Origin of the sequence: Psychrobacillus sp. (assembly GCF_032154225.1) — a bacterium.
Lineage (GTDB): Bacteria > Bacillota > Bacilli > Bacillales_A > Planococcaceae > Psychrobacillus.
Genome location: NZ_JALDYF010000006.1, coordinates 31,794 through 55,334, shown reverse-complemented (window position 1 = coordinate 55,334; position 23,541 = coordinate 31,794). Strand labels below are relative to the sequence as shown.

The following is a 23,541-nucleotide window of genomic DNA, read 5'->3' as shown; positions in this document are numbered from 1 at the left end:
AACCTCCCTAGAAACGAAAATATAAAAATGGATTAAAAGTTGCATCCACTAAATAAGCTACCGATAGCAAGAAAAGAAACGCATACCAAATAAGATGAAAGAACGATAGATTATCTCTTTTTAAGCTCTGTCCCACAGGTAAAGAGGCAATAATTAGCACAACAAGTAAAATGACATTCGTATAAAAAAGGTATACAGTATCATTATTCCAAAATGATTGACCATTAAGTCCCGTCATTGCACTCAAGTAATGGATAATCGAAGAAGGCTGATCAAAGGCAAACAGCACCCAACCAATTAAAATCAGTATAAGTGCATAGATGTGTCTAACCCAACGTGGTAAAGACAAAAGCATCTTTAACCCCCACCATTTCTCAAATAAAAGAATGACACCGAAATACAATCCCCATAAGATAAAATTCCAACTTGCTCCATGCCAAAACCCCGTAAGTAGCCAAACAATCAGTATATTACGCATTTGAATGATTAAACCCCGACGATTGCCACCAAGTGGAATGTAGACGTATTCTCGGAACCAACTACCTAGAGATATATGCCATCTTCTCCAAAAGTCCGTGATGCTCTGCGCAATATATGGCTTATTGAAATTTTCATTAAAGCGAAAGCCAAACATAAGACCGAGACCAATCGCCATATCGGAATATCCACTAAAATCGAAATAGATTTGGAACGCGAATGCGATTATGCCCAGCCAGGCGGTTAATACTGGCATTGTCTCTAAACTTGAGCTCGAAATAGTATCCCACAGCAGCCCAATATTATTTGCCAGTAACACTTTCTTTGCTAGTCCAATAACGAATCGTCGGACCCCTTCTGCAAACATTCCCATGCTTTCCAAGCGATCTTGCAACTGCTCCGCTATCGTACTATATTTTACAATTGGTCCTGCAACTAATTGAGGGAATAGCGCGACATACGTTCCAAAATCAATCCAATTTCGCTGTGCCTTAGCCGTTCCTCTATATACGTCTATAATGTAAGACATTGATTGAAACGTATAAAAAGATATACCAATAGGAAGTGGCAGCTCCGTTAAAGGTATATCTGTACCTAACAAGGTATTTACATTTTCAATAAGGAAATCTGCATATTTAAAATAAGATAGCAACGCAAGGTTCACGATAATAGAACACGCAACGATACATTTTCGTTTCATTGTAGTCCAATTAGGTTTATCGAGTAGCAAACCGAAGCCATAATCTGTAACAGTAGATACCAACATAATAACGATATAAACTGGCTCGCCCCAAGCATAGAAGATTAAACTCATGATAAATAAAATCAAATTCCTTATTCGCCTTGGCGAACAATAATAAATAGCTAGAACAGCTGGAAGGAATAAGAATAAGAAAAGAAGGCTACTAAATACCATAGCCGCTTACTTTTGTTTGAAGAAGCTCTCATAAACTTCTACAAGCTCATCTGGTTTGTCTGAAATAATCAGTAACACATAATTTCCTTTCGTAATGAGCTTATAATTTTTAGCATTTTCATATTGGTCTGGAAGATAATGCTCAAATTGCTTTTGTACACTTTCCGCTCGCTCCTTTACTGCCAATTCAACGTCAGCGACATCTTTTGCGTCTTTTACTTTTAATATAGCAATTTCATTTGTCTTCACATTCATCATCGGTATTCTAATTGAAAAATCTTCAAGCTTTTCTGGCTCTATATTATATAGGCTCTTCACTTCATCCGGTTGCAATTCCATTAGTGAGGGTTGTTCTACCTTCTCCATCATTTGGTCTATCATTTCTTTCGCAGACAGTTTTGCCTCGATGTTTGCTGATTTATCTCCAGAACAAGCTGCAATCACCATACCTAATACTAAGGTTAATATAAGTAAAACCATTCTTTTTTTCATTGTTATTTACTCTCCTTTTTCTATATGTTGAACTTCAAAGTGATTAGACGTAGGTAATCTACTAATGTTACACATAATATCATTTCCAAAATACGGATATTTAATCGTACTTAAAATAAAATCTTTTCCAGTTATGAGAAAAGTAAAAAAGTCGCTCTAACACAAAGGTTAGAACAACTTTTCGTGATGTATCATTTTTTTTAATTACTAGTAAGCTTTATTTCTTCAATCATCCACTCATATTGCGAATCTCCAAGCCCGTACTGTGAAAACAGTGTAAGCAACTCTTTTACGAGATTGTCTTTCTTCAGATTATTTTTAATATAGCGGTTAATATCACTATGTTTTTCTCTGTAACGAAGGTATAAATTCATCGCCTGATAAGTGACTGGTAACAATTTCGCATCACTTTTTTCCCTGTTACAAAGTACCGTTTTATAAATATCATTATAACCATCTACATTAATTTCTATAGCATCCGATAACATGCTATCCGTCTGTTCCTGTGCCATACAAAAAAGGACATCACCATCAAAATCTATTTGCTCCAAATACGAAAGAATTGTTATTAAGTTCATCTGACAAAACATATCGTCACCAAACCATAAAACGATAATACCAAACTGTTCTTCAAGTAGCGGTTTTAACGGTTCGATTACAATTTTTCTATAATCTTCAGGTGTAGAGTTTAAAGAATACGCCCTTTTTTCGATAAACTCAGAGGAAAATATTTTTTCATCTGTTTCCCCCCAACACATTGCTTCATTAAATGGAATATAGACCGATTTTTCGTTCATCAAGTGATTACTTTGAAAAGATTTAAGCATACATTGTCCATTTAAAACGTGTAGTGTTTTGAAGGGATAATCTTGTTCAATTTGGTTTTGTACATTTTTTATCGTTTCATTTTTCATCATTATGTGCTCCTTATTTTGAAATAGTGAGGAACTTTTTTTCTGATAAATAGCAAAAGGCATTGGATTTTCACGAAACCTTTTAGGAGTTGTGCCAACCATAGCAGAAAATGCTCTTGAAAATGATTCTTGCGACGAATAGCCATATTTTATCGCAATATCAATAATTCTATCGTTTGTACTTTCCAACTCTTTTGCAGCACTAAGTAAACGGCGCTTTTGCATATAGCTTTTCATCGTTTCACCAAAACTTCGATGAAAAATAACAGAACAATAATACGGAGAAAAACTACAGTGCTTTGCCAATTTACTTAAAGAAAAGTCTTCGGTTAGATTTTTCTCCACATAATCCAATATTTTTTGGACATCCATTTCTATCATCAAACATCCCCCCTCTCAAAAGTTAACACGTCTTGAATCGGCAATTTTGATATTCGTTGTGGTGATTTTTATAAACTGACACCTACATTTTTTACTAAGTTGATACTTTTAAGTACATAAATCCTTTGTTAAGGTTATCAATAAATATAAGAGGAGAAAGTAGGTTATAGCTATGCAAAAAACAACAACTTATTCAAACGTCCGCACTTTTGATTTAATTGTAACATCCATGCTAATCGCACTCGTATTCGTCGCAACGATCTTATTAAATATTAAACTTCCTATTACAGCAAATGGTGGATTAGTCCATCTTGGAACTGGTATGCTCTTTATAGCGTCTATCGTATTTGGTCCAAAAAAAGGAGCACTTGCAGGAGCTATAGGTATGGGATTATTTGACTTAGTATCTGCTTATACTTTATGGGCACCTTTCACCATTGTTGCACGTGGCTTACAAGGATATATCGTTGGAAAAATCGCTTGGTCTAATGGGCGGAAAGGAAACAGCCTTGTTTTCAACCTAATTGCTACTATCGCCTCTATTCCCTTTATGTTGGCTGTTTATTACATTTGTGAACGAGTTATATACGGCAGTTGGGTCCTACCACTAGCATCTATTCCAGGGAATATTGTACAAAACGTTGTAGGAATTTGTGTAGCCCTTCCTGTTTGTATTGTACTTAAAAAAATTCCTATGTTTAAATAATTTCAAAAAAGACCCTTCAATCTGAAAATCAATTGAAGGGTCTTTGAATTTAATTTTGTTCAGGCAAGCTTTCGCTTAACCCCAGTGTTTGTGCTGTTGAAGTATGAACTTCTTCTAAAAGTTCTGGGTTTTCCATTAACTTCAAGCCATATGAAGGAACCATTTCTTTCAACTTCGGCTCCCACTCTGCCATATGTTGTGGGAAACATTTTTTAATAACTTCAAACATAACGTGAACAGCTGTAGAAGCACCAGGAGATGCACCTAATAATGCCGCAATCGAGCCATCCTCAGCTGTAATAACTTCTGTACCAAATTGAAGCGTTCCTTTACCACCCGCTTCAGTATCCTTGATGACTTGTACACGTTGACCTGCTACTACGAAATCCCACTCATCGATTTTAGCAGTTGGGATAAATTCTCGTAATTCTTCCATACGTTGCTCTTTCGATAACATAAGCTGTTGGATCAAGTATTTCGTCAATGACATTTCTTTTGCTCCCGCCGCTAACATCGTTAAGACATTATTCGGTTTTACAGAAGTTATTAAATCGAGCATTGAACCTGTTTTCAAGAACTTCGGTGAGAAGCCGGCAAACGGTCCGAACAGCAATGATTTTTTATTGTCAATGAATCTTGTATCAAGATGTGGCACAGACATTGGTGGAGCACCAACCGCAGCTTTACCATATACTTTTGCATGATGCTGGGCTATAACCTCTGGATTGTTACACACCATAAATATTCCACTTACCGGGAATCCACCAATATGTTTTCCTTCAGGAATACCTGTTTTTTGTAGCAAATGCAGACTTCCGCCACCGCCACCGATAAAGACGAATTTAGCAGTATGACGTTCTACATTGCCTGCATTCTTTACTTTTACTTCCCACGAACCATCGTTCATACGGTTAATATTATCGACGCTGTGGTTGTAATGGATATCAACGTTATTAGATTTTAAGTGATCAAATAACATGCGTGTTAAAGCTCCAAAGTTAACATCCGTTCCAGTGTCAATTTTAGTTGCCGCTATCGCTTCATTCGTTGAACGGTCTTGCATAATAAGCGGAATCCATTCCATCAGTTTTTCTGGGTTATCCGAAAACTCCATTCCTTTAAATAAAGGATTGTTTGACATCGTCTCAAAACGCTTCTTTAAAAATGCTACGTTTTTATCACCTTGCACCATACTCATATGTGGCAACGGCATGATAAAGTCTTGCGGATTATTAATCAGCTTCTTATTCACAAGATATGACCAAAACTGCATAGAAAGTTGAAACTGTTCGTTAACATTTATAGCTTTGCTAATATCTACAGAGCCATCAGGTTTTTCACTTGTGTAGTTAAGCTCACATAGTGCTGCATGCCCTGTTCCTGCATTATTCCATTCATTGGAGCTTTCTTCTCCTGCACTTTCGAGCTTTTCGAATACTTTAATTTCCCATTCTGGTACTAATTCTTTCAACATTGTTCCTAAAGTCGCACTCATAATTCCGGCACCAATTAAGATGACGTCTGTTTTAGTTTCTCCGTTGCTCATTTTTACCATCCCTATACTCTAATATTCGCAGAAAAAGCCACTGGCCTTTTCTGTGTCGATTATACTAACTTTATGTGCATTACATTCACAAACTATACCCATTATATAATAGTTGTAGTTTATTTAAAAGGCAGTAAAAGGCATCTGTCTAAAAGGTTATAGTGATAATGGACTTTAATAAATTTTTTTGTGGTTAAAGAGCAGGCTTTACTTATGTCATGCTTTCTCTTACATCTTCAAATAAAGTTATTTCAGCCTATTAATTATCTAATTCTAATGTCAGATACTTGTAATCACCATCTGAAGTAATCTCACCATTTTTCACCTTTAAATCTTGTTTAAATAGCGGTCCACTTATGACTGTGGTATGAAACTCTCCTGCTTCACCACAAGGATCGATACCTCTTTCCTCTAACTCTTTCATATACTCTAAAGTAAGAACACGTCCAAGATCCTCTTCTTTCATTCCCTTTTTTAAATTAACTGTCACTACCTTTGTTACAAAGCCTAAATGTATAAACTCCTCCACTACATCTTTATGTCCTTTTTGCCAAAGCGGCATACCAAGTTCAAGCCCTACACTGCTTGTGACTCTTTCATGCCAACAATCTTCTTCTGGTACATCAATATCACCTGTTACAAGTACCTCTGCACCTAATTCTTTCGCATCTTTTAGTAGCTTTACAAATACTCCTTCATAACCTGCCCATGTTGTAGCCCCTGTGTAAAGTGGAAGTCCTATTGATTCTGCTTGTGCTTTAAGCACCGATGGAATCAGACTATGTGATCTTGATCTTTCACCGTTTTCCTCCATCATTACAATAATTCCTATGGCAGTACCTTCTTGCATAGCTTTGTACAGCGCTAGAGTGCTGTCTTTCCCCCCGCTATATGATGCTATGAATTTTTTATTTTTTGCTCCATCAATCCAGTTTTTCATTTTTATATCACGGCTACTCAAAATATTAAAAAAAGTAGCTTCCCCTTCCTCTTTTTTATAACTGTATCACTAATAAATCCATAATAAAAAGCAGGGAATCTATTCACTATTTCCCCACTTTTTAATGTTATTTATCATTTTTAGTTTCTAAAAAACCTATATTACGTCGCTGCTGCAGTTATTAAGTAGCACTTAACAACTTCTTCTCCAAGAAGTTCCCCTTAACCGAAAACCTTTTTTATATGAATACTGATATTTTATTTAGATGTTTGATACATTAGGAAGTCTGTTTGATTTTCCATCGAACCAATCGCCTCTTTTTTATGTCTTTAGCCTATTTACTGCATGGCCCTTATTATTTTGCTCTAATATAATCCATGAAAATCTTCTTTATGATAGCTAACTGATCACCTGGCGCTAAATCATCATTTAAAAAGGGAATCCTTTTAAATAACGAAAGCTTTCTTGAAAATAATCCGAAAGCATTTATTACAGTAGCTAAATCATCTTTGATTGAGTTATCCGATTGAATGGAACCGTCTTGCATACTTTCTTCTACTATAATTGATAATGCATCCACTATTTTTTTCCGGACTTCAATATAATCCTGATAATTACTAAGCTCCCCAAGTGAGGTAGAAGCATAACTTTCAAACGCTTCAAGCAACTGAGTGTATTCGACATTTTCTGGTTCAACATCCGAAATAAAATGATCAAATAGCTTTTCAATTTTTTCAAGACATGTACCATTTATAGAAGCAACCGATTGAAAGATAGCTAAATATCCTTCCAAAATATTTACCGCCACAGCTACAATCAAATTATCCTTTTTAGGGAAGTAGCGGAAAACTGTTGCAACTCCAATATTTTCTTCATCCGCAATATCCTGCATCGTAGTTTTTTCAAAGCCTTTTCTACTAAAAACCCTTCCTGCGGCCTCAATAATACTCTGCATTCGTTTATTTTTTCCTTCTTTTCTTTCCTGTTCCCATCTATCTTGAGGATTCACATGTACAGCTCCCATTCCAACTTCATTAATGTTAATGATGCTATCAAATAACCCTAAAACCGTCAATTTGGGGAATTACAAAACTATTTAATTGTCATTTACTAAAACTATTATTATACTATCACTATAGTGATGATAGCTTAACTATCACTACAATTACAAATATATGGTGGGGAGAGATTTCGATGACACGATTAACAAACAAAGTAGCTATTATTACAGGGGCAGCTAGTGGACAAGGTGCAGAAGAAGCACGATTATTTGCTAAAGAAGGGGCAAAAGTAATCGCAACGGATGTACAATTCGAGTTATTAGAGACTGTTGTGCAAGAGATTAAGGCAAATGGTGGAGACGCTATCGCTATAAAACATAACGTAACATCAGCAGATGACTGGAAAATGGTTGTCGAAACAGCTGTGCAGGAATTTGGAAAAGTTGATATTCTGGTAAATAATGCGGGTATTACTGGTTTAATTACTCAAACTATTGAAGATCTGGATGAAGCTACTTGGGATAAAATTCTTGATATAAATACAAAAGGTCCATACTTAGGTATCAAAGCAGTCCTTCCTGAGATGAAAAAAGTTGGTGGCGGTAGTATTGTTAATATCTCTTCACTTTCAGGTATTAATGGAGTAGGTAATGCCGCTTATAACAGTTCAAAAGGTGGGCTTCGACTTTTGACTAAAAATGTGGCTCTAGATTATGGAAAATATAATATTCGAGTTAACTCGATTCATCCTGGTACAATTGAAACGCCAATGATTGAGATGTTTACTAGCAATAAAGAAGTAAGAGAAATGACATTAGCTGGCATCCCTCTAAATGTACTTGGCAAACCTTCTGACATCGCATACGGAGTTCTATATTTAGCTTCTGACGAATCTAAATTTGTTACTGGAATTGAATTAATTATCGACGGTGGCTCTATTTTACATTAATTTTTTACACAAAGATGCTGTAATAGAAAAAACGAAGGGTGTTGGATATATCCGATTCCCTTCGTTTTTTTATGATGTTTATACTACTTCATCTAGACGATAAAGCCTCACCTACTTATGGTAAGGTTCACCGTATCATCCTAACAGTGAATTTTAAGGGGCACTCTTTTGGCTGCCTTCAATGGCAGTTACAAATAAGCCCGTGTCCCAACAGGAACACGAGCAACAAATTTGTTTAGAATCCTTCCACCTGTCCCACAGTTGCCGTGCCAGTCAGACTTGAAGGCACCGGCAAGGAGAGTCATTTATATAACAAAGAAGGTATTGCCCCTAGTAGATTTGATTAACAATACCTTCTTTAGTTATTAGACTTTATTTAGTATGATGGGACTGCTCTTGTCTTGATTGTAGCTAAAGTGCTTGAATGTTTGTCGTAAGATGGGTAGTTATTTGAAATGCTGAGTTTACTCACTTATTAACTAGATCAATGCATTGAAATATGTAGGGGTTGATTCAGCTCTAAATTTCTCCGTATATCCGCCTACCTATTGGTTGGCAGCCTCTTTGAAAGCTTGCAAAAATACACCGATTGGCTGCATACCTTGGATGAGGTGCTTTCCAATATCGTGAATATGATCATTGAGGTGGATAAAAGTAGCCGCAACAACGACAAAGCTGCTCTCGCTAAGTGCATTCGAAAGAATCGACTCAATGGATCTCAATACGCTGATTATCGGGGCAATAAATATAGTTGCGAGCACTATTCCACCTCCAGCCTAATCTCTTATACACCATATGAAAGTAGAAAAGATTCCTCATCCGTCCTAATGATAGTAGACCATGCTATTCATCGGATACGCCAAGCCCTTTGTTTCGTTCTTTAAATCTCTCGTTATGCGACGATACATAAGCCATTCTCGGCGCCTCTGGATCCATGTACCGTTTGGCACTGTTAAGCGCTAAGGCTGCATCCGTGAACGCCCCGGCAATGAGGTTGAGCTTGCTTTCGTAATTGACGAAGTCGCCAGCCCCGAAGATACCCGGCAAGTTCGTCTCAAGTCTTGGGCTGACGAATATGTTCCAGTCGTCCATATCCAGTCCCCAATCCTTGATACCTGTAAAATCTGACTTCAGCCCGTGGTTAACGATAACCTCGTCTATTTCCAACTCACGCGAGTCTCCTGATTCGATATGAGTAATCGTCACCCGTTCAATCATCTTTCCGTTGCCGCTGTATAACTGCGTGACTTCATATGGCGTAAATACATCGGCAGAAGACTCCTTCATTCTAACAATGTTTTTCTCATGTCCGCCGAAGTGGTCGCGCCTATGTACGACTGTGACCTGAGCAGCGATGGAAATCAGCTCGTTTGCCCAATCGACAGCAGAGTTTCCTCCACCCGAAATAAGTACTCGTTTCCCCCTAAAAGGCTCTAGTTCCTGCACCGTATAATGCAGATTGGATACCTCATAGCGCTCAGCCCCTTCCAGCTCCAGCTTCGCCATTCGCAGAATGCCGCGACCGATAGCCAGAATGACCGTACGTGTCCAGTGCTTCTCCCCCGTTGCCGCCTCCAGAATGTACGTCGAATCAGCTCGTTTCTCCAATCCGATAATGTGCTGATCGAATACAATCGTCGGATCGAACGTTTTCGCCTGCTCCGACAATTGGGCGATTAACTTCTCGCACAGGACTGGCGCAACTCCCCCAACATCCCAAATCATTTTCTCAGGATAAATAAGCATCCGCCCGCCCAGCTCTTCTTTCGCTTCTATTAGCTTCGTCTTTAAATCGCGCATTCCACTATAAAAAGCAGTATACATTCCCGCAGGACCACCGCCGATAATCGTCACATCGTATAATTCAAGCTGCTCAGTCAATTCGATGTCCTCCTCTAGCCGACTCATATAACGCCCGCGCTATGATAATCATTATCAACATAATTGTAGCTTCGGTAACGTGACAATAACAATGGACAAAATCGATGGTTGCTTTATACAAAATGGAGGATGCAGACCTTTCAGTCGCAAGCAAAACCAAATCAAGCTAACGATCGCAGTATATCATCGATTTTTTTGCCGTTGGAAATAATTCCGTTATTCATCCAAGTTAGAAAATCAACCTCGTAAACGCGGTTGTTTCGTACAGCGGGCAGATCACACCACTCTGGCAGCTCCAACAGCTCCCTCTCCTTTCCTTCTGCCTGGCTATGCCACTTATCAAAAGTAATAAACAGATGATCCGCGGATAACGTACTCAGATCCTCTACAGAGAGATTGAACATGCCCGGCCTATTCGCTTTTGAAGCTACACCTACTGCAGAGTGGGAGCGCAATCCAACATCTCCATAAAGAACAGTGGAAACGAAGCCTTTCCCTTCTTCCGTATATTGGATGATATGGTCCGCCGAGATACGCAAAAAAGCGACCGTTTCACTTTTCATAACTTGACTAAGCCTATGACTCGCGCTCCGTGCTTTGAAATCATAATTTGCAATAGCATCGTCTGCCAGCTCCGTCCGACCGAAATAATCGGCGACAGTACGCAGCAGCGTACGCCAATTATTTGTCTGCTCACGCAGGATGCAGGTGTTGGATATGCGTCGGCACTGAGAATATTGCTGTTGTTCGTAACGATCCATAAGCAATATCAAATCCGGCTTATAATCGGAAAGTGCATCAAAGTTGCCATTGCTCTCGTTAAACGTGGGAATATGTTTTAAGCCTAGATAGTCTTGTTTTCCCCATTTTGCATGCCAATACTGGGCGATAGGCTGCATATCCAGCGCGACTAGGAAATCCTCCAAATACGGTGCTACTACTCTAAGCTGTCCCTTGCGGCCACGACGGTAGTGTCCTGGTGATATGCCTACCGTCTGCTTGAAACGACGATTGAAATAATACTCATTGTTGAAACCTGTATTCAGTGCAATATCGAGCAACTTGTCATCCGCGCTTGCCAGCCACTTCTTGGCTTGATTAATCCGTACTTCATTCAAGTACTGAAGCGGTACTTGACCCGTAGCCTCTTTGAACAGACGGGTATACTTCCAGCGATCAATACCTGCAAGGGAAGCCAATTCCTCCACTGTCAGAACCTCACGGTAATACTGATGAATATGCCGTATACTAAGCTCTACCCCATGCTTCTCGATATCCGTTCCCTTATCCTCGGCTATAGGTATATTTTGGCGGAATAGAAAGAGCAGCAGCTCTTGAAATCTCACAAATCGTTGGAACAGCTCGATCTCATCGCTCGCCTCGCGAAGCCCATATAACTCATCAAGCAACTCCCTCGTCTTCGCAAAGGGTGCACAGGCAAGCTCTTGCTTATCCGGTAGCAAGCTCGAAGCTGTATTATAACCGCTCGTTGTGAAGCATACTCTGTAATAGCTGCAGCTAATAAGCTCTTGGTCAATAGATAAAGACCTTCCAGGCCCTTGCAAATAGCATTTTCCTTGTCCAGTCCCGTTCATTATAATGAGCAGTTCAAAACTATCGATATCGTTTCTATCGTCGCCATCCAAATCACTCATTTCTGCTTGCTCGCCCGCAACGATTAAACGGATAGATTGCAATACATATTGGACAAAAGGAGCAGTCCGAGCTTGTTTGCGCTGTTCAATATCCATCGTTACTAACAACCGCCTTTCAATTGATATTCATTCTCAATTAATATAGTGTAAATCAAAACGAGCCGCCCATCAACCTTCGTTGAAAAGCGGCTCTTTCTCGATTATGGCGATGAGTCCCGCCAATGAACTTAATCATTCTTATTTCCTACTAAGAAGCCAGCAATCGAAGTAAATCATCCATCTTCAACCCGTTGGCCGTAATCGCTCCCGTCTGCCAATATGATCTCTCTACGGGATATACATGGCCGTTCTTAAATGCTTGAACGGTCTGCCATAACGGATCTGCCTTCATTTCCTCAAGTGCTTTCGCGTTACTCTCTTCCTCCCACGTCCCGTTGGATGGAATCAAAATAATATGGTCCGCGTCAAGCTCCGGAACGACCTCCTTCGACAAGACGATATTGCCCTCCGTCATTGCCTCGGCGAACCCTGGCGCCTTCAGCCCAAGATCCTCATATAAGATTTGTCCAACAAACGTGTTATGAATGCCGAAAATATTAATGGATTTGTCTACGACGTTCATCCGCAGAACAACAAGCTTCTCATCGCCAATCGCTGTGTTCAGCTTCGCCTTCACATCGATAATACGGGCTTCGTAATCAGCAAGAACCTGCTCCGCCTTGTCGCTGAGACCAAGCAATTCGCCCATTAAGGTCAATGTTTTACGCGAATCCGCAAGTACGTCGTCCGGCAAGCGGAACGTCGGTGCAACCTTGGAATAGAGCTCGTATTGTTCTGCATCGACTTCTCCGGCACCGATGATCAAGTCCGGCTCGGACACAAGCAAGGCTTCGATACTGCCGGTCACGTCAAACAACGGCACTTCCAGATTCAAATAATCCTGCTTGCCCCACATCGGGTTATAATATTGCACAACAGGCGTTACCCCAAGCGCAACCAAATAATCTTCACGATAAAGAGCTGAGACTCGCTTCGGATTTGTCGGAATCTCTACCTCTCCGAAGCCATCGGTTACGACGTGCGTTTCCATCTGGGGCGGAGCTTCGCCTGTTGAGCTGCAACCTGTCACCGCAATCATTGCTGCCGCTATAAGGAATATCCATCCTGTTTTCATAAATGCCGATCTTGCCATGATTAAATTCACTCCCATAAGTTTTATGTTTTGTAGCAAAACAATTTATTTATTAATAATGATAATCATTATCATTTCTCTTGAGTAGATTGTACCCCAAATTAGATTTCGAGTTCAATACACATTCTCTACAACCGACTTTATACAAACTCGTCACTTCCTTACTAATGAAAAACAATGAAACATTCATAATCCCCGACCTGGTTACTGGCTCTGATGAAAATTTTCATAGCTTTTTTAATTTTTCTAAACTCTTCAATACTCTTCATGAACCAAGATAAAATCTATTCTTGAGCGGTGGGCTGGGCTTGATGTCCATCAAGGAACGGTTCAAATGAGGTATATTCTGATGGATAAAATGGTTTTGTATTTTTCCCTAATCTTTTATATACAACACCTTTTAAAGTGGCTACAATTTCTAGAGACTTTTCAATTTTGATTTTTAGAATACTTCTATCGTCAAATCTTATTACATCAATATTAGTAAAAGGCTTAGGGATAGTCTTGTCATAAATACTTTCAACAATATTCTACTCATCATAATCATCACATCGAGTTATCTCACCATTATCTTCTATTCCAACTAAGATAGTACACCAGCAGTATTGTAAGGTTCACACCCCATCACCTGTGACAAAACTTGAAATATAGTCAAGATTGAAATTTAAAACGACCATAATTGAGTTAACTTCATTAACCTGCTCCACCCATTAATGGAATAAGAAATCTCTACTTCCTTATCATAAAAAAACAAGGTATTAGATAAAAATATCTAATACCTTCTCCTCTAATTAAGCAATTACACTGCTTTTGAAATTTTCCATATAGAATATCTGATAATAACGGTTAGACCATCAAAAAAACACAAGATAAATAAAATGATATTATTCTTAGAGCCTCCAGAACTTGAGATTCTTTCAAAAAACAAAAGATTGTCCCTACTTGTGGTACGGTTCACCCTTCATAATCCTGAAACTACGATAAACCTGCTCCACCAACACCAACTTCATCAACTGATGTGGCAAAGTCATTTTACCAAATGACAGTTTTTCATCTGACCGTTTCAATACGTCATCATGTAAACCAAGAGAACCGCCAATAACAAATGCAATTTTACTTTTGCCGTAAGTCATTAATGACTCTATGCCACTTGCAAGTTCTTCCGAAGATTTCATCTTTCCGTCAATCGCAAGTGCGATTACGTATGTGTCCGCACCAACTTTTGCTAAGATGCGGTCTCCTTCTTTTTTCTTAACAATTTCCATATCAGCAGGGCTTAGCTGCTCTGGAGCTTTTTCATCAGGCACCTCGACTAGATCCATCTTTGCATAACTTCCTAATCGCTTTGTATATTCTTCTATCCCCATTTTTAAATACTTTTCTTTCAATTTCCCGACTGAGATAATTTGAATATTCACAGGTTATCCACCTTTACATTCTATTTACAAACAAGTTATACACATGGTTTATCCACATATCCACAGTGTTTATCTACATATTGTGTTCTATTCTTCATCCGCCACAATATATATAGCAGCTTCTTCACAGTATGTACAGTTTGTGGATAACTTTTCATCATCTTTTAGTTTATCCATGTTTGGAAACGTTTTAGCCTCTGCAACAAACATGTCTAAAGCATGATTAATATGGGTTTCGCAACTGAATATTCTCACTTTTTAACCTCCTTAATATTTACGAATAATTCAATAAGTTATACACAAATCATTCATTCTTATCCACAATCTATTTTACCAAATGAAAAACGAGTAGGAAAGACAAGCTTTTCTTTTCCTACTCGTTGTGTAAATCTATTCTTTACAATTAAAAGTTATCCACAGCACTTATAGTGTATCCGTTTTAACTAAAGTAAGTGTCAGCTCTACTAATTTTCCACTTCGATACACTTTTACTTTTAGTTCATCCCCAATTTCTTTTTCATTATACAGATGTTTTCTCAAACTAATCATATCATCTATTTTTTTCCCGTCCATTTCAACGATAACATCATACGATTCCATTCCTGCAATTGCAGCTGGTGAATTGGCAACAACTTCATCTACTACTACACCTGTATTTACTTCTTCAGGCAATTTTAATGTTTCTTTTTGATGGAATGCAGGAACATTTGTTACATCAATTAACGTTACACCCATAGATGGTCGATTTACTTGACCGTATTTTTCTAAATCCTCAATAACTGGGATTGCTGAATTTACTGGGATTGCTAATCCAATACCTTCAATTGTAGATTCAGAAATTTTCATCGAGTTAATACCAATTAACTGTCCAGCCAAATTGACTAAAGCTCCACCACTATTACCTGGATTTATCGCCGCATCCGTTTGTAAAACCTCTGCTTGCCAATCAACAACTCCATCGTTATTTAAATCTACTGGAATCGCTCGGTCTTTACCAGAAACGACTCCCGTTGTTACCGATCCATAAAAATCAAGTCCTAGCGGGTTACCAATTGCTATAACACTTTCCCCCTGCTTTAAGCTGTCTGAATCCCCAAATTCAATAACTGAGTTTACTCCTTTAGCATCTATTTCGAGCACCGCTAAATCTGTCCAAATATCACTACCTACTATTTTTGCATCCACTTTTGTTCCATCAGTAAAAGTGACTTCTAACTTCTTTGCACCTTCTACTACATGGTTATTCGTAATAACGAAAGCACTTCCGCCTTCTTTTTTATAAATAACACCTGATCCAGTTCCCGCTTCTTTTGTAGATTCCGAACTATTCCAAAAGTCTGTTACAGATTGAATATTCGATACACCAACGACAGCACCCGCTGCTTTCTCAACAGCATCTGTTACCTCCGTTGAAATATCCACAGAAACTTGCTGCGTTTGAGTAGGTTTTTTAACTGACTCTGTTTGATTGTCCGTCGGTAAATTCGTTACAACAGACGGCAATAAAAACCAAACAAGCAAAGCCCCTATCATTACTCCTGCTAACCCACTAAAGAAATAACCTGCAAATCCACGCTTTTTTTCTTTTTTTGGTTCTTCTTGTGGACCATAAATATTTGAATTATCCATTTCCATCTCCCTTTCTTCTTACATATATGTTTGTATTTTTAATTTACCCAATCCACATTAAAATTAGATGAAAATTAATTAAAAATTAGGTAAAACATAGATGAAATTAAAAAAGTCCCAAAAGCTACAATAGCTTTTGAGACTTCATTTCATCTATTAAACAAGAACTAATTCAGTAGGTCTGTTTGCATCCGTATCATGAAGATGTACATATTCTCCTGCAATAATGCCGCAAGACTGTAGCGTTTGTGTAACGCTCATACGTGCAAGATCCTTCATATTATTATCTGTACTTAAATGAGACAAGTATATATTCGTATTTTTTTTATCCACAACTTCACTCATTGCAACAGCTGCGTCTTCATTCGATACATGCCCCACATCACTTAGTATTCTTCGCTTAACAGACCAAGGATAACGACCCATTTGCAACATGCTCACATCATGGTTACTCTCAAAAACAAACGAGTCTGCTCCTTTAATATGACCTTTCATACGATCGCTAACATACCCTGTGTCTGTGATTAACACTAATTTACGATCATTTTCATGAAAGATATAAAACATAGGATCTACTGAGTCATGAGAAACAGCGAATGATTGGATATCAATCGATCCAAATGCTTTCGTTGTTTCCATATCAAATTGAAATCGCTGCTCTACCGGCACTTTTCCTATTAGCGGGTCCATTGCCATCCAGGTTTTTTCATTTGCATAAATAGGTAGTCCATGCTTTCTTGCAAGAACACCCAATCCTTTAATATGGTCGCTATGTTCATGAGTGATGAAAATACCAGAAAGTTTTTTTATATCTCGATCAATTTCACTGAAAAGCTGCTCCATTTTCTTCCCACTAAGACCAACATCAACTAAAAATGAATGCTCGTCATTTTCAACATAAATAGCATTTCCACTACTGCCACTTGCTAATACACTAAACCTCATGTTTAAAACTCCTTACTCTTCTACTTCTACTGCTTCTGCCTCTTTTGGAATTTCAATAATCCTGCCCTCTACTGCATTGACAAAGTAATCTTCTAAAGTTCCATCTGGAAGTTCCGCTAATATATGCCAAGTTGGTGCAAACACTTGCGTATCCGTTAACTGGGCAAGGGTAGAATATCCAAGCTTAATCTCTTTTACCTCTGACTCTGGTTTTAATAATGCTCGTTTGTATAATACTTTAATAGCTTGCATAGGTGACAACAAGCTTTGGGATTCTTTAAAGTCCTCTAAATTATCTAGAAGAGTTTGTTCGTATCGTATAAGCTCTTTTTCATCATTCCAGTATACAATAATTTTTGCATTTTGATTGTTGTAGACTAATCGATCATTCACATATTGAAAAAATATAGCTGACTGATTTTCCTCATCTTTTTTCCACAGTTTATAAGTAGATCCTTTAAACACGTTGTCACGCACTAATTTTTCTAACGTATTTTCTTCTGTAATTTGGAGAGCATCCTTAAATGTTCCACTTAAAAGATAGCCTTCCTTCAATTCTATTTCTTGATTTTGAATCTCCTCTAGTTCCGTCGGTTCAAATAAATGAACATTCCCAGAAACATAGGCAGCTTCCTGAATAACCGTATCCATTTTTGGAACTGTAATATTATCGAGTAACAGACGTTCCTCAATTGGTGTATCGCTCAATTCTACTACTTCCAATGCCGCATTGTATCTATTTATATAAAGGGAAAATAAAAATACATTCAAAACAGAAAACACAATGATGAATATTGTCTTTGTTTTATTCCAATCCAAAATTGCCACCTCCTAGTGTTTCCGGAGATACTCTATTCCAAGTTCCATTCAACAAATAGTACCAAGAAGGTTCTAGATTAAGCTGATTTCCCTGTGACTGTGACAAATAGTAGCCCGTTTTTAGCTCTTCTACAGAATCTATATCAAAATCAGGAGTACTCGCCAGTATATCATATACGGCATGTCCAGAGGCAAGCTGCATTTCCCTCTTTCTTAAAGAAAGAGAAGTATCCAAAGCATAGTATGGTCTAATATATCGGTACACCCTGTTAATACCCCAATACTGCGTAATTTCTGTAGCGGTATCATTACTGAATACTGGCAATCCTTGAAAATAGAGCTGGTAGTCAACTTGTTGATCCTTCGGGTTCATACGACTATACCTGTAATCATCCGTCCAGCCATTATGCTCATTCACAAAGTTCAAGCTACTTTGAATAAGCTCTGCTGGTGTTCTTGAGTTTTCGCTCTCAGAAGCCGGGTGAACATAACTCAACTTTTTCGTTAGAGAATCTACTTTCATTAATGTACTATCGTCAGTAAACTCTTGTATATTTGTCCCTACCGGATTACTTCGCACAAGACTAGGGTTATTAAACAAAGCATCTTTAAAGCGTTCTGGTGCAACCTCGCCTAAATAGTACGTATGCGTTACTGCATCTATTGGATTATTAGAAACAAATAAAGAAAGCTTCCCTTCCTTTACAATTTCATGATACTCAGAAAAGTTAAGCGCAGGCTTTAAAATTCGATTGGAAAAACCTTCTTTATCGACTTTATCAACAACGGCTGAGTACACTTTTCGTTGTATCGTACTTATAAAATACAGCTTCATTTCGTCTGTAACTGCTATTTCATCTCCAACAACAGGCATATTCCACTCCAACACTAGTCGATCAAATCCTGCATCTGGCAAATTATGATTCGCAAATGTAAGTACATTACTATATGTTTTGATTGGTACATCGGTAGTGAAAAAGAAAGTACTTCGACCAGGAGATGTAATATACTCATTTATCTCCTCTTCGGTCGCCTCACTGTCCTGTAACTGTACCGTTTGTATTTCCCATGACTTCATTAGATTGAGTACCTGATCAATATTACCCGAACTAGCAGATCCAGTTATTTTTTCATCCTGGCTAAGTAAAAGTCGGTAAGGTTTTACAACATCCTCTATTCTCCTTTTTTCTGCAATCGAAATATCAAGAATAGGAGTTTCATTCGTATCGTATGTTGGTGAATATGTCCAAATGGTAAAAGTAAGTGTTAGGCTTAGTAGGACAAGCATGAGTAAAATGACCGATTTTACTTGTTCAATATACTTCAATCCCACTCACCATCCTCATCCATTTCAATTTCAAGAGTGAAGAATACAGTTGTTCCATGTCCTTCTTCACTCTCTGCCCAAATGGAACCCCCATGTGCTTCTATCATTTCCCGAGCAATTGCTAAGCCGAGACCAGTGCCTCCCATTGATCTTGCTCTCGCTCGGTCTACTCGGTAAAAACGGTCAAAAATTCTATCTACATTTTCGGTTGGAATTCCCAAACCATCATCTGAAATCATAACCTTCAATAAGCTATCCTTCACGACTATGCCAAACCGAATATTTCCTCCGTCAGGTGAATACTTTAACGCATTTGAAATAATATTATCCATTACTTGCGTCAGCTTATCCGTATCAATATCTACAAGATACTGTGTTTCAGGAAGCATTCGATGAAAAGTTACATGCTGTGGCTTAGATAGCTCAAATCTATTAATGATTCGGTTAAAAAACTGATTGAAATTCACAATTTCACGATTTAATTCATAATCTCTACTATCCATTTTCGATAACTGAAGTAAGTCGTTTACAAGTCGAATCATTCGCTCCGTCTCAGTTTGCGTTACCTGTAAAAATGACGGTGCAATTTCTTCATCTTTCCAGGCACCATCTGCAAGCGCTTCTAAATAACTGCTCATTGTCGTAAGTGGGGTTCGTAGCTCATGGGAAACGTTTGCTACAAACTCTCGACGCTCCATGTCTATTTTCTCTTGTTCTGTGTTGTCATGTAAAACTGCAATTAGTCCATTTACAAAACCTGTTTCTTTTTGAATAACGGAAAAGTTTGCTCGTAATATAAACGGTCTTTCATTCGTACTAAAATCAAGTGTCATTGCTTCCTTTGAATGTATTAAATCTTCAAATGAAAGTGAAGTGTCAATGCCTAACACAGAAATAATTGGTCTATTTAAAACCATTTCTCTAGGAATCCTTAATAATCTAAGTGCAGGATCGTTGATTAAGATAACTCTTCCTTTACGATCCGTTGCAATTACACCATCTGTCATGTTGGTCAAAACCGATGCGAGTTTTCTTCGTTCTGCTTCTGTCGTTGATTGGGCTTCCTGCAAACGGTTCGTTAGGTGGTTAAAGGCTATCGCTAGCTGTCCAATTTCATCCGTTCCATATACCCGTACTTTTCTTGAGTAGTTTCCTTTTGCCATCGCTTGTGCTTGCCTTCTCATATCTGAAATCGGACGGGTAATTGTTTGAGCGATCAATATTCCAAGTACAATCGTAATCACGAGTGCTATTGCAGTTCCACCTGCGAGAATTTGATTAATCTCATTCATTTGACCAAAGACATTTTCTATATTCGATTCCATATAAAGTGTTCCTATTACGTTTCCTTGTGAAACAATGGGTGTCGCTAATATCCAAACCCTATTTTTTGTTTTAGAATCACGATAAATGTTATCAAAGACAGTTTCGGCAGTGATAGACTTTCTTACTAGTTCATCAATCGACCTTTGTCCAACAATTGATTGATTATTAATATCAGAGGTTGCGAGAATTTGATATCTCTCATCAATAACACGAACTTCTTTTATATCGTACGAATTTAATCCAGACAAAATAGAACGCAAACTTTGCTCTACAGTTGCGTCTCCTTCATGTCGTATTTTCAAGATTTCTTCTCTCACGCTAAATTCAAGCAAGTCTACTCTATCCGTGATAGACTGTTGAAAATTTTCTCTCAATGTTTGCTCTAGCCCACGTACAAAGTATAAACCAATAATTTGCATAGCAATAATGATTAATAAGACATAAATGAGCACAATTTTAACGTGTATCGATTTAAAATAGCCAACCTTTTGCATTCTTTCTACTCCTGTTCAGGACTTCGTAAATAGTAGCCAACGCCTCGTCTAGTGACAATCCATGTTGGATGACTAGGATTATCTTCAATTTTCTCGCGTAAACGACGAATCGTTACGTCTACAGTACGAACATCTCCAAAATAATCATAACCCCATACTGTTTGTAGCAAATGCTCTCTCGTCATGACTTGGCCTATATGCTTTGCTAAGTAATGTAACAACTCAAATTCGCGATGCGTTAATTCAATTGTTTCATCTCTTTTTAATACTAAATAAGCATCTGGCTGTATGATTAATGGTCCTACCGTAATATCATTTGTTACTACTTCTGCATCATCCTGTACTGTTTGATGTCTTCTCATATTCGCTTTCACACGTGCTATTAACTCTCGTGTGCTAAATGGTTTTGTTACGTAATCATCTGCTCCAAGCTCTAAGCCTAAAACTTTATCAATCTCAGAGTCCTTTGCGGTTAGCATAATGATTGGGAAATCATACTTTTTTCTAAGCTCTCTACAAACTTCCATTCCATCTCTGTTCGGAAGCATGATATCTAACAGCATCAAATCAGGCTGAATTTCTTCAGCTTTTCTTATAGCTTCATCTCCATCATAAGCACAGTAAACTTGGTACCCTTCTTTTTTCAAATTGAACTGAAGGATATCTGCAATTGGCTTTTCATCATCCACTACTAATATTTTTTTGCTCATTAACTAAACCCCTCTCTTATCTATTCTCTATATATTTAAACGAATTAATATTTACATTTATTCTCTTACTCTAACATGCTTTTTATCTATCCGCATCCTTAAAGGAATACTCACTATTCTATTATTTCCCGGGAAATTTTATATTACGTCAATCTTTTTACTTGCTTAATGATATAAAAAAAGACGGCCAAACTAGTGACCGTCTTCTACATATTATTATTATTTTAAAACAGACATTGGATTTATCGTTGCACCATTTTTCTCTACTTCAAAATGCAAATGGGTTCCTGTAGAACGGCCAGTACTTCCCATTACACCTAGTTTAAATCCTTGTGGAACAATATCTCCCGTACTTACACTAATTGAAGACATGTGAGCATAAGTAGTTTTATATCCATTTTGATGATCGATAATAACTCTTTGACCATATGTACCATCCCAGCCAGCAGCTATTACTACTCCGTTATCTGTTGCTTTAATCGTAAAGCCACTTGGACGTGCAATATCGATACCTTCATGTTTACGGCCCCAACGATAACCCATTTTACTTGAAATATACCCACCTTGAGCAGGCCAAGCAAAAGAACCTGATCCTCTAGAAGGGATAACTTTTGTTCCTTTTAGTACAATATGTTCTTTTGGTTCTACCAAAATAGTTTCAGATGTCATAGTTTGACCAACTTGAATACCATTTTCTTTACGAATAAGATAGGTTGCAACCCTCTTACCATCTGAACCTTCTTGTTTCACTTTTGTCTCACCTTTAGGCATCTCATCTGTTTCTTCTACTTTTTTCATATGTTCCATTACTTCAACAGCTTTTTTCTCGTAATGTACTTCTACTTTAATAAGTGGCTTTAAAACTGTTACATTTAAAGGTTGCCCTATTTGTAGAAGAGTCGTATCTGTAATACCTGGATTTATATTGATAAGTTCTGCTGTAGTTAAGTTATGCTTTTTCGCAATTCCACCTAAAACATCTCCAGCAGCTACTTCATATACTTGCTGTTCAAGTGTACCATCTAGTAATAGCTTTACAGCTTCATCCGGTGAAATAATTTTTTCAGGGTTCACATCAACAGTTACGCCTGAAACTTTTTCACTTAAAATTAAATCTGAAATTCGTGTTTCATCTTCTTTTAATTCGGGTAAAATCTCATTAGAACTCTTTCGTGCTTCCAGTGTGTTCAACTCAGCCTCTGAAATAAAATGCAGTTTAAGTTTCTGAATTGCTTCCTGATAAGCTACTAAATCTTTGACGTAGACGGCAATCTCGTCATTGATAGATAATGCAAATGCTGTTGCTTCTACTTGAATTAATTCATCTAGTTTTTTAAGTGTAGCTTCATCGTTTGTAGAAGATGTAAATACTTGTTCAGGTACTATCGACAAGCCTGAACCTGCTTTTAAAGTTAAGTCCTCATACTGGGAGCTTGAATTTTTAATTTTTTTATCTGCAATTTGTTGTATTGCATCTTTATCTGATAATGCACCTACGTATTGTCCACTTGAGTACACATGGTAAATTTCTTTTAATCCGGCACTTTCACCTTCTTTGGCAAAAGCCATATTGAAAGATATACTTGAAATAAGCAATATTGATATGGCTGCTTTTTTCATCATATTTGACTTTCTGTTTGAAAGAACATCTAATTTAGTTCCTCGTTGTTCTTCATTCTTTCTTTTCAAAAACATGATAAAGCCCCTTCCAAACTCATAAAAAATTATTACTTCTAATTTTCACGCTCTTCTAATTTACCACATTTGTAATAGGTACGTGTAGTTTTATTACATATTGTAAAGAAAATGTATCATTCATTCCA

The 23,541-nt window shown here is 37.7% G+C and carries 22 protein-coding genes; 2 read left to right on the top strand and 20 right to left on the bottom strand.

Features of this window, described 5'->3' with window-relative positions; all coding sequences use genetic code 11:
• Positions 1-7 precede the first annotated feature (7 nt).
• The 3 genes from RUH95_RS10085 to RUH95_RS10075 form a co-directional block, all read right to left on the bottom strand.
• Positions 8-1,393 carry an MBOAT family O-acyltransferase gene (locus RUH95_RS10085; RefSeq protein ID WP_313892741.1) on the bottom strand — a complete coding sequence of 462 codons (1,386 nt, stop codon included), beginning with the start codon at positions 1,391-1,393 and terminating at the stop codon, positions 8-10.
• A gap of 6 nt (positions 1,394-1,399) precedes the next feature.
• A complete protein-coding gene (locus tag RUH95_RS10080; protein ID WP_313892740.1) occupies positions 1,400-1,885 on the bottom strand; it encodes a DUF4358 domain-containing protein in 486 nt (161 codons plus the stop codon).
• Positions 1,886-2,085: 200 nt separating this feature from the next.
• Positions 2,086-3,180, bottom strand: a complete 1,095-nt coding sequence (locus tag RUH95_RS10075) for a helix-turn-helix transcriptional regulator (RefSeq protein ID WP_313892739.1) — start codon at positions 3,178-3,180, stop codon at positions 2,086-2,088.
• Between the two features lie 172 nt (positions 3,181-3,352).
• Between RUH95_RS10075 and RUH95_RS10070 the strand changes: the two genes are divergently transcribed.
• Positions 3,353-3,886: an ECF transporter S component gene (locus tag RUH95_RS10070; RefSeq protein WP_313892738.1), complete on the top strand. Its 534-nt coding sequence runs from the start codon at positions 3,353-3,355 to the stop codon at positions 3,884-3,886.
• A 49-nt stretch (positions 3,887-3,935) separates the two neighbouring features.
• On the opposite strand, the gene RUH95_RS10065 is transcribed toward RUH95_RS10070, so the two are convergent.
• The 3 genes from RUH95_RS10065 to RUH95_RS10055 all read right to left on the bottom strand — a co-directional run bounded on the left by RUH95_RS10065 (position 3,936) and on the right by RUH95_RS10055 (position 7,381).
• Positions 3,936-5,432: a malate:quinone oxidoreductase gene (locus tag RUH95_RS10065; RefSeq protein WP_313892737.1), complete on the bottom strand. Its 1,497-nt coding sequence runs from the start codon at positions 5,430-5,432 to the stop codon at positions 3,936-3,938.
• Between the two features lie 259 nt (positions 5,433-5,691).
• Positions 5,692-6,372: a Dph6-related ATP pyrophosphatase gene (locus RUH95_RS10060; protein WP_313892736.1), complete on the bottom strand. Its 681-nt coding sequence runs from the start codon at positions 6,370-6,372 to the stop codon at positions 5,692-5,694.
• Between the two features lie 355 nt (positions 6,373-6,727).
• Positions 6,728-7,381 (bottom strand): TetR/AcrR family transcriptional regulator, encoded by a 654-nt coding sequence (locus tag RUH95_RS10055; RefSeq protein WP_313892735.1) that lies wholly within the window; start codon positions 7,379-7,381, stop codon positions 6,728-6,730.
• Positions 7,382-7,566: 185 nt separating this feature from the next.
• On the opposite strand from RUH95_RS10055, the gene RUH95_RS10050 reads away from it, so the two are divergent.
• The gene (locus RUH95_RS10050) at positions 7,567-8,322 is read left to right on the top strand and encodes an SDR family NAD(P)-dependent oxidoreductase (RefSeq protein WP_313892734.1); all 756 of its coding nucleotides are present in this window, start codon (positions 7,567-7,569) and stop codon (positions 8,320-8,322) included.
• A 545-nt stretch (positions 8,323-8,867) separates the two neighbouring features.
• Here the strand turns inward: RUH95_RS10050 and RUH95_RS10045 are convergent.
• From RUH95_RS10045 to RUH95_RS09985, 14 genes are all read right to left on the bottom strand, one after another.
• A complete protein-coding gene (locus RUH95_RS10045; protein WP_313892733.1) occupies positions 8,868-9,083 on the bottom strand; it encodes a hypothetical protein in 216 nt (71 codons plus the stop codon).
• Positions 9,084-9,165: 82 nt separating this feature from the next.
• On the bottom strand, positions 9,166-10,203 hold the full coding sequence (locus tag RUH95_RS10040) for an NAD(P)/FAD-dependent oxidoreductase (RefSeq protein WP_313892732.1): 1,038 nt from the start codon (positions 10,201-10,203) through the stop codon (positions 9,166-9,168).
• Between the two features lie 161 nt (positions 10,204-10,364).
• A complete protein-coding gene (locus tag RUH95_RS10035) occupies positions 10,365-11,954 on the bottom strand; it encodes a helix-turn-helix domain-containing protein (RefSeq protein WP_313892731.1) in 1,590 nt (529 codons plus the stop codon).
• Positions 11,955-12,105: 151 nt separating this feature from the next.
• Positions 12,106-13,050, bottom strand: coding sequence for an ABC transporter substrate-binding protein (locus RUH95_RS10030; protein WP_313892730.1), 945 nt, complete (start codon positions 13,048-13,050; stop codon positions 12,106-12,108).
• 284 nt (positions 13,051-13,334) lie between these two features.
• Entirely contained in the window at positions 13,335-13,565 is a 231-nt protein-coding gene (locus tag RUH95_RS21520; protein ID WP_397469493.1) for a hypothetical protein, read from the bottom strand.
• A gap of 423 nt (positions 13,566-13,988) precedes the next feature.
• Entirely contained in the window at positions 13,989-14,468 is a 480-nt protein-coding gene (rlmH, locus tag RUH95_RS10025; RefSeq protein WP_313892729.1) for a 23S rRNA (pseudouridine(1915)-N(3))-methyltransferase RlmH, read from the bottom strand.
• Between the two features lie 87 nt (positions 14,469-14,555).
• Entirely contained in the window at positions 14,556-14,723 is a 168-nt protein-coding gene (locus RUH95_RS10020) for a CxxH/CxxC protein (RefSeq protein WP_313892728.1), read from the bottom strand.
• Positions 14,724-14,891: 168 nt separating this feature from the next.
• On the bottom strand, positions 14,892-16,097 hold the full coding sequence (locus RUH95_RS10015; RefSeq protein ID WP_313892727.1) for a S1C family serine protease: 1,206 nt from the start codon (positions 16,095-16,097) through the stop codon (positions 14,892-14,894).
• 156 nt (positions 16,098-16,253) lie between these two features.
• The gene (locus RUH95_RS10010; RefSeq protein ID WP_313892726.1) at positions 16,254-17,042 is read right to left on the bottom strand and encodes an MBL fold metallo-hydrolase; all 789 of its coding nucleotides are present in this window, start codon (positions 17,040-17,042) and stop codon (positions 16,254-16,256) included.
• Positions 17,043-17,054: 12 nt separating this feature from the next.
• Positions 17,055-17,861 carry a two-component system regulatory protein YycI gene (locus tag RUH95_RS10005; RefSeq protein ID WP_313892725.1) on the bottom strand — a complete coding sequence of 269 codons (807 nt, stop codon included), beginning with the start codon at positions 17,859-17,861 and terminating at the stop codon, positions 17,055-17,057.
• The gene (locus tag RUH95_RS10000; protein WP_313892724.1) at positions 17,848-19,194 is read right to left on the bottom strand and encodes a YycH family regulatory protein; all 1,347 of its coding nucleotides are present in this window, start codon (positions 19,192-19,194) and stop codon (positions 17,848-17,850) included. Before RUH95_RS10000 ends, RUH95_RS10005 begins: the two co-directional genes overlap by 14 nt.
• Positions 19,185-21,008, bottom strand: coding sequence for a cell wall metabolism sensor histidine kinase WalK (gene walK, locus RUH95_RS09995; protein WP_313892723.1), 1,824 nt, complete (start codon positions 21,006-21,008; stop codon positions 19,185-19,187). The genes RUH95_RS10000 and walK overlap by 10 nt, the downstream gene beginning before the upstream one ends.
• A 5-nt stretch (positions 21,009-21,013) precedes the next feature.
• The gene (yycF, locus tag RUH95_RS09990; RefSeq protein WP_313892722.1) at positions 21,014-21,718 is read right to left on the bottom strand and encodes a response regulator YycF; all 705 of its coding nucleotides are present in this window, start codon (positions 21,716-21,718) and stop codon (positions 21,014-21,016) included.
• A gap of 219 nt (positions 21,719-21,937) precedes the next feature.
• Positions 21,938-23,413 carry a peptidoglycan DD-metalloendopeptidase family protein gene (locus RUH95_RS09985; protein ID WP_313892721.1) on the bottom strand — a complete coding sequence of 492 codons (1,476 nt, stop codon included), beginning with the start codon at positions 23,411-23,413 and terminating at the stop codon, positions 21,938-21,940.
• Positions 23,414-23,541 lie beyond the last annotated feature (128 nt).

Excerpts from the sequence above, each read along its gene's own strand:
- RUH95_RS10010 (WP_313892726.1), bottom strand. The coding sequence starts at position 17,042 with ATGAGGTTTAGTGTATTAGCAAGTGGCAGTAGTGGAAATGCTATTTAT.
- RUH95_RS10030 (WP_313892730.1), bottom strand. The coding sequence starts at position 13,050 with ATGGCAAGATCGGCATTTATGAAAACAGGATGGATATTCCTTATAGCG.
- RUH95_RS10070 (WP_313892738.1), top strand. The coding sequence starts at position 3,353 with ATGCAAAAAACAACAACTTATTCAAACGTCCGCACTTTTGATTTAATT.
- RUH95_RS09985 (WP_313892721.1), bottom strand. The coding sequence starts at position 23,413 with ATGTTTTTGAAAAGAAAGAATGAAGAACAACGAGGAACTAAATTAGAT.
- walK (WP_313892723.1), bottom strand. The coding sequence starts at position 21,008 with ATGCAAAAGGTTGGCTATTTTAAATCGATACACGTTAAAATTGTGCTC.
- RUH95_RS10065 (WP_313892737.1), bottom strand. The coding sequence starts at position 5,432 with ATGAGCAACGGAGAAACTAAAACAGACGTCATCTTAATTGGTGCCGGA.
- RUH95_RS10050 (WP_313892734.1), top strand. The coding sequence starts at position 7,567 with ATGACACGATTAACAAACAAAGTAGCTATTATTACAGGGGCAGCTAGT.
- RUH95_RS10080 (WP_313892740.1), bottom strand. The coding sequence starts at position 1,885 with ATGAAAAAAAGAATGGTTTTACTTATATTAACCTTAGTATTAGGTATG.
- RUH95_RS10035 (WP_313892731.1), bottom strand. The coding sequence starts at position 11,954 with ATGGATATTGAACAGCGCAAACAAGCTCGGACTGCTCCTTTTGTCCAA.
- RUH95_RS10075 (WP_313892739.1), bottom strand. The coding sequence starts at position 3,180 with ATGATAGAAATGGATGTCCAAAAAATATTGGATTATGTGGAGAAAAAT.
- RUH95_RS10060 (WP_313892736.1), bottom strand. The coding sequence starts at position 6,372 with ATGAAAAACTGGATTGATGGAGCAAAAAATAAAAAATTCATAGCATCA.
- RUH95_RS10015 (WP_313892727.1), bottom strand. The coding sequence starts at position 16,097 with ATGGATAATTCAAATATTTATGGTCCACAAGAAGAACCAAAAAAAGAA.
- yycF (WP_313892722.1), bottom strand. The coding sequence starts at position 21,718 with ATGAGCAAAAAAATATTAGTAGTGGATGATGAAAAGCCAATTGCAGAT.
- RUH95_RS10085 (WP_313892741.1), bottom strand. The coding sequence starts at position 1,393 with ATGGTATTTAGTAGCCTTCTTTTCTTATTCTTATTCCTTCCAGCTGTT.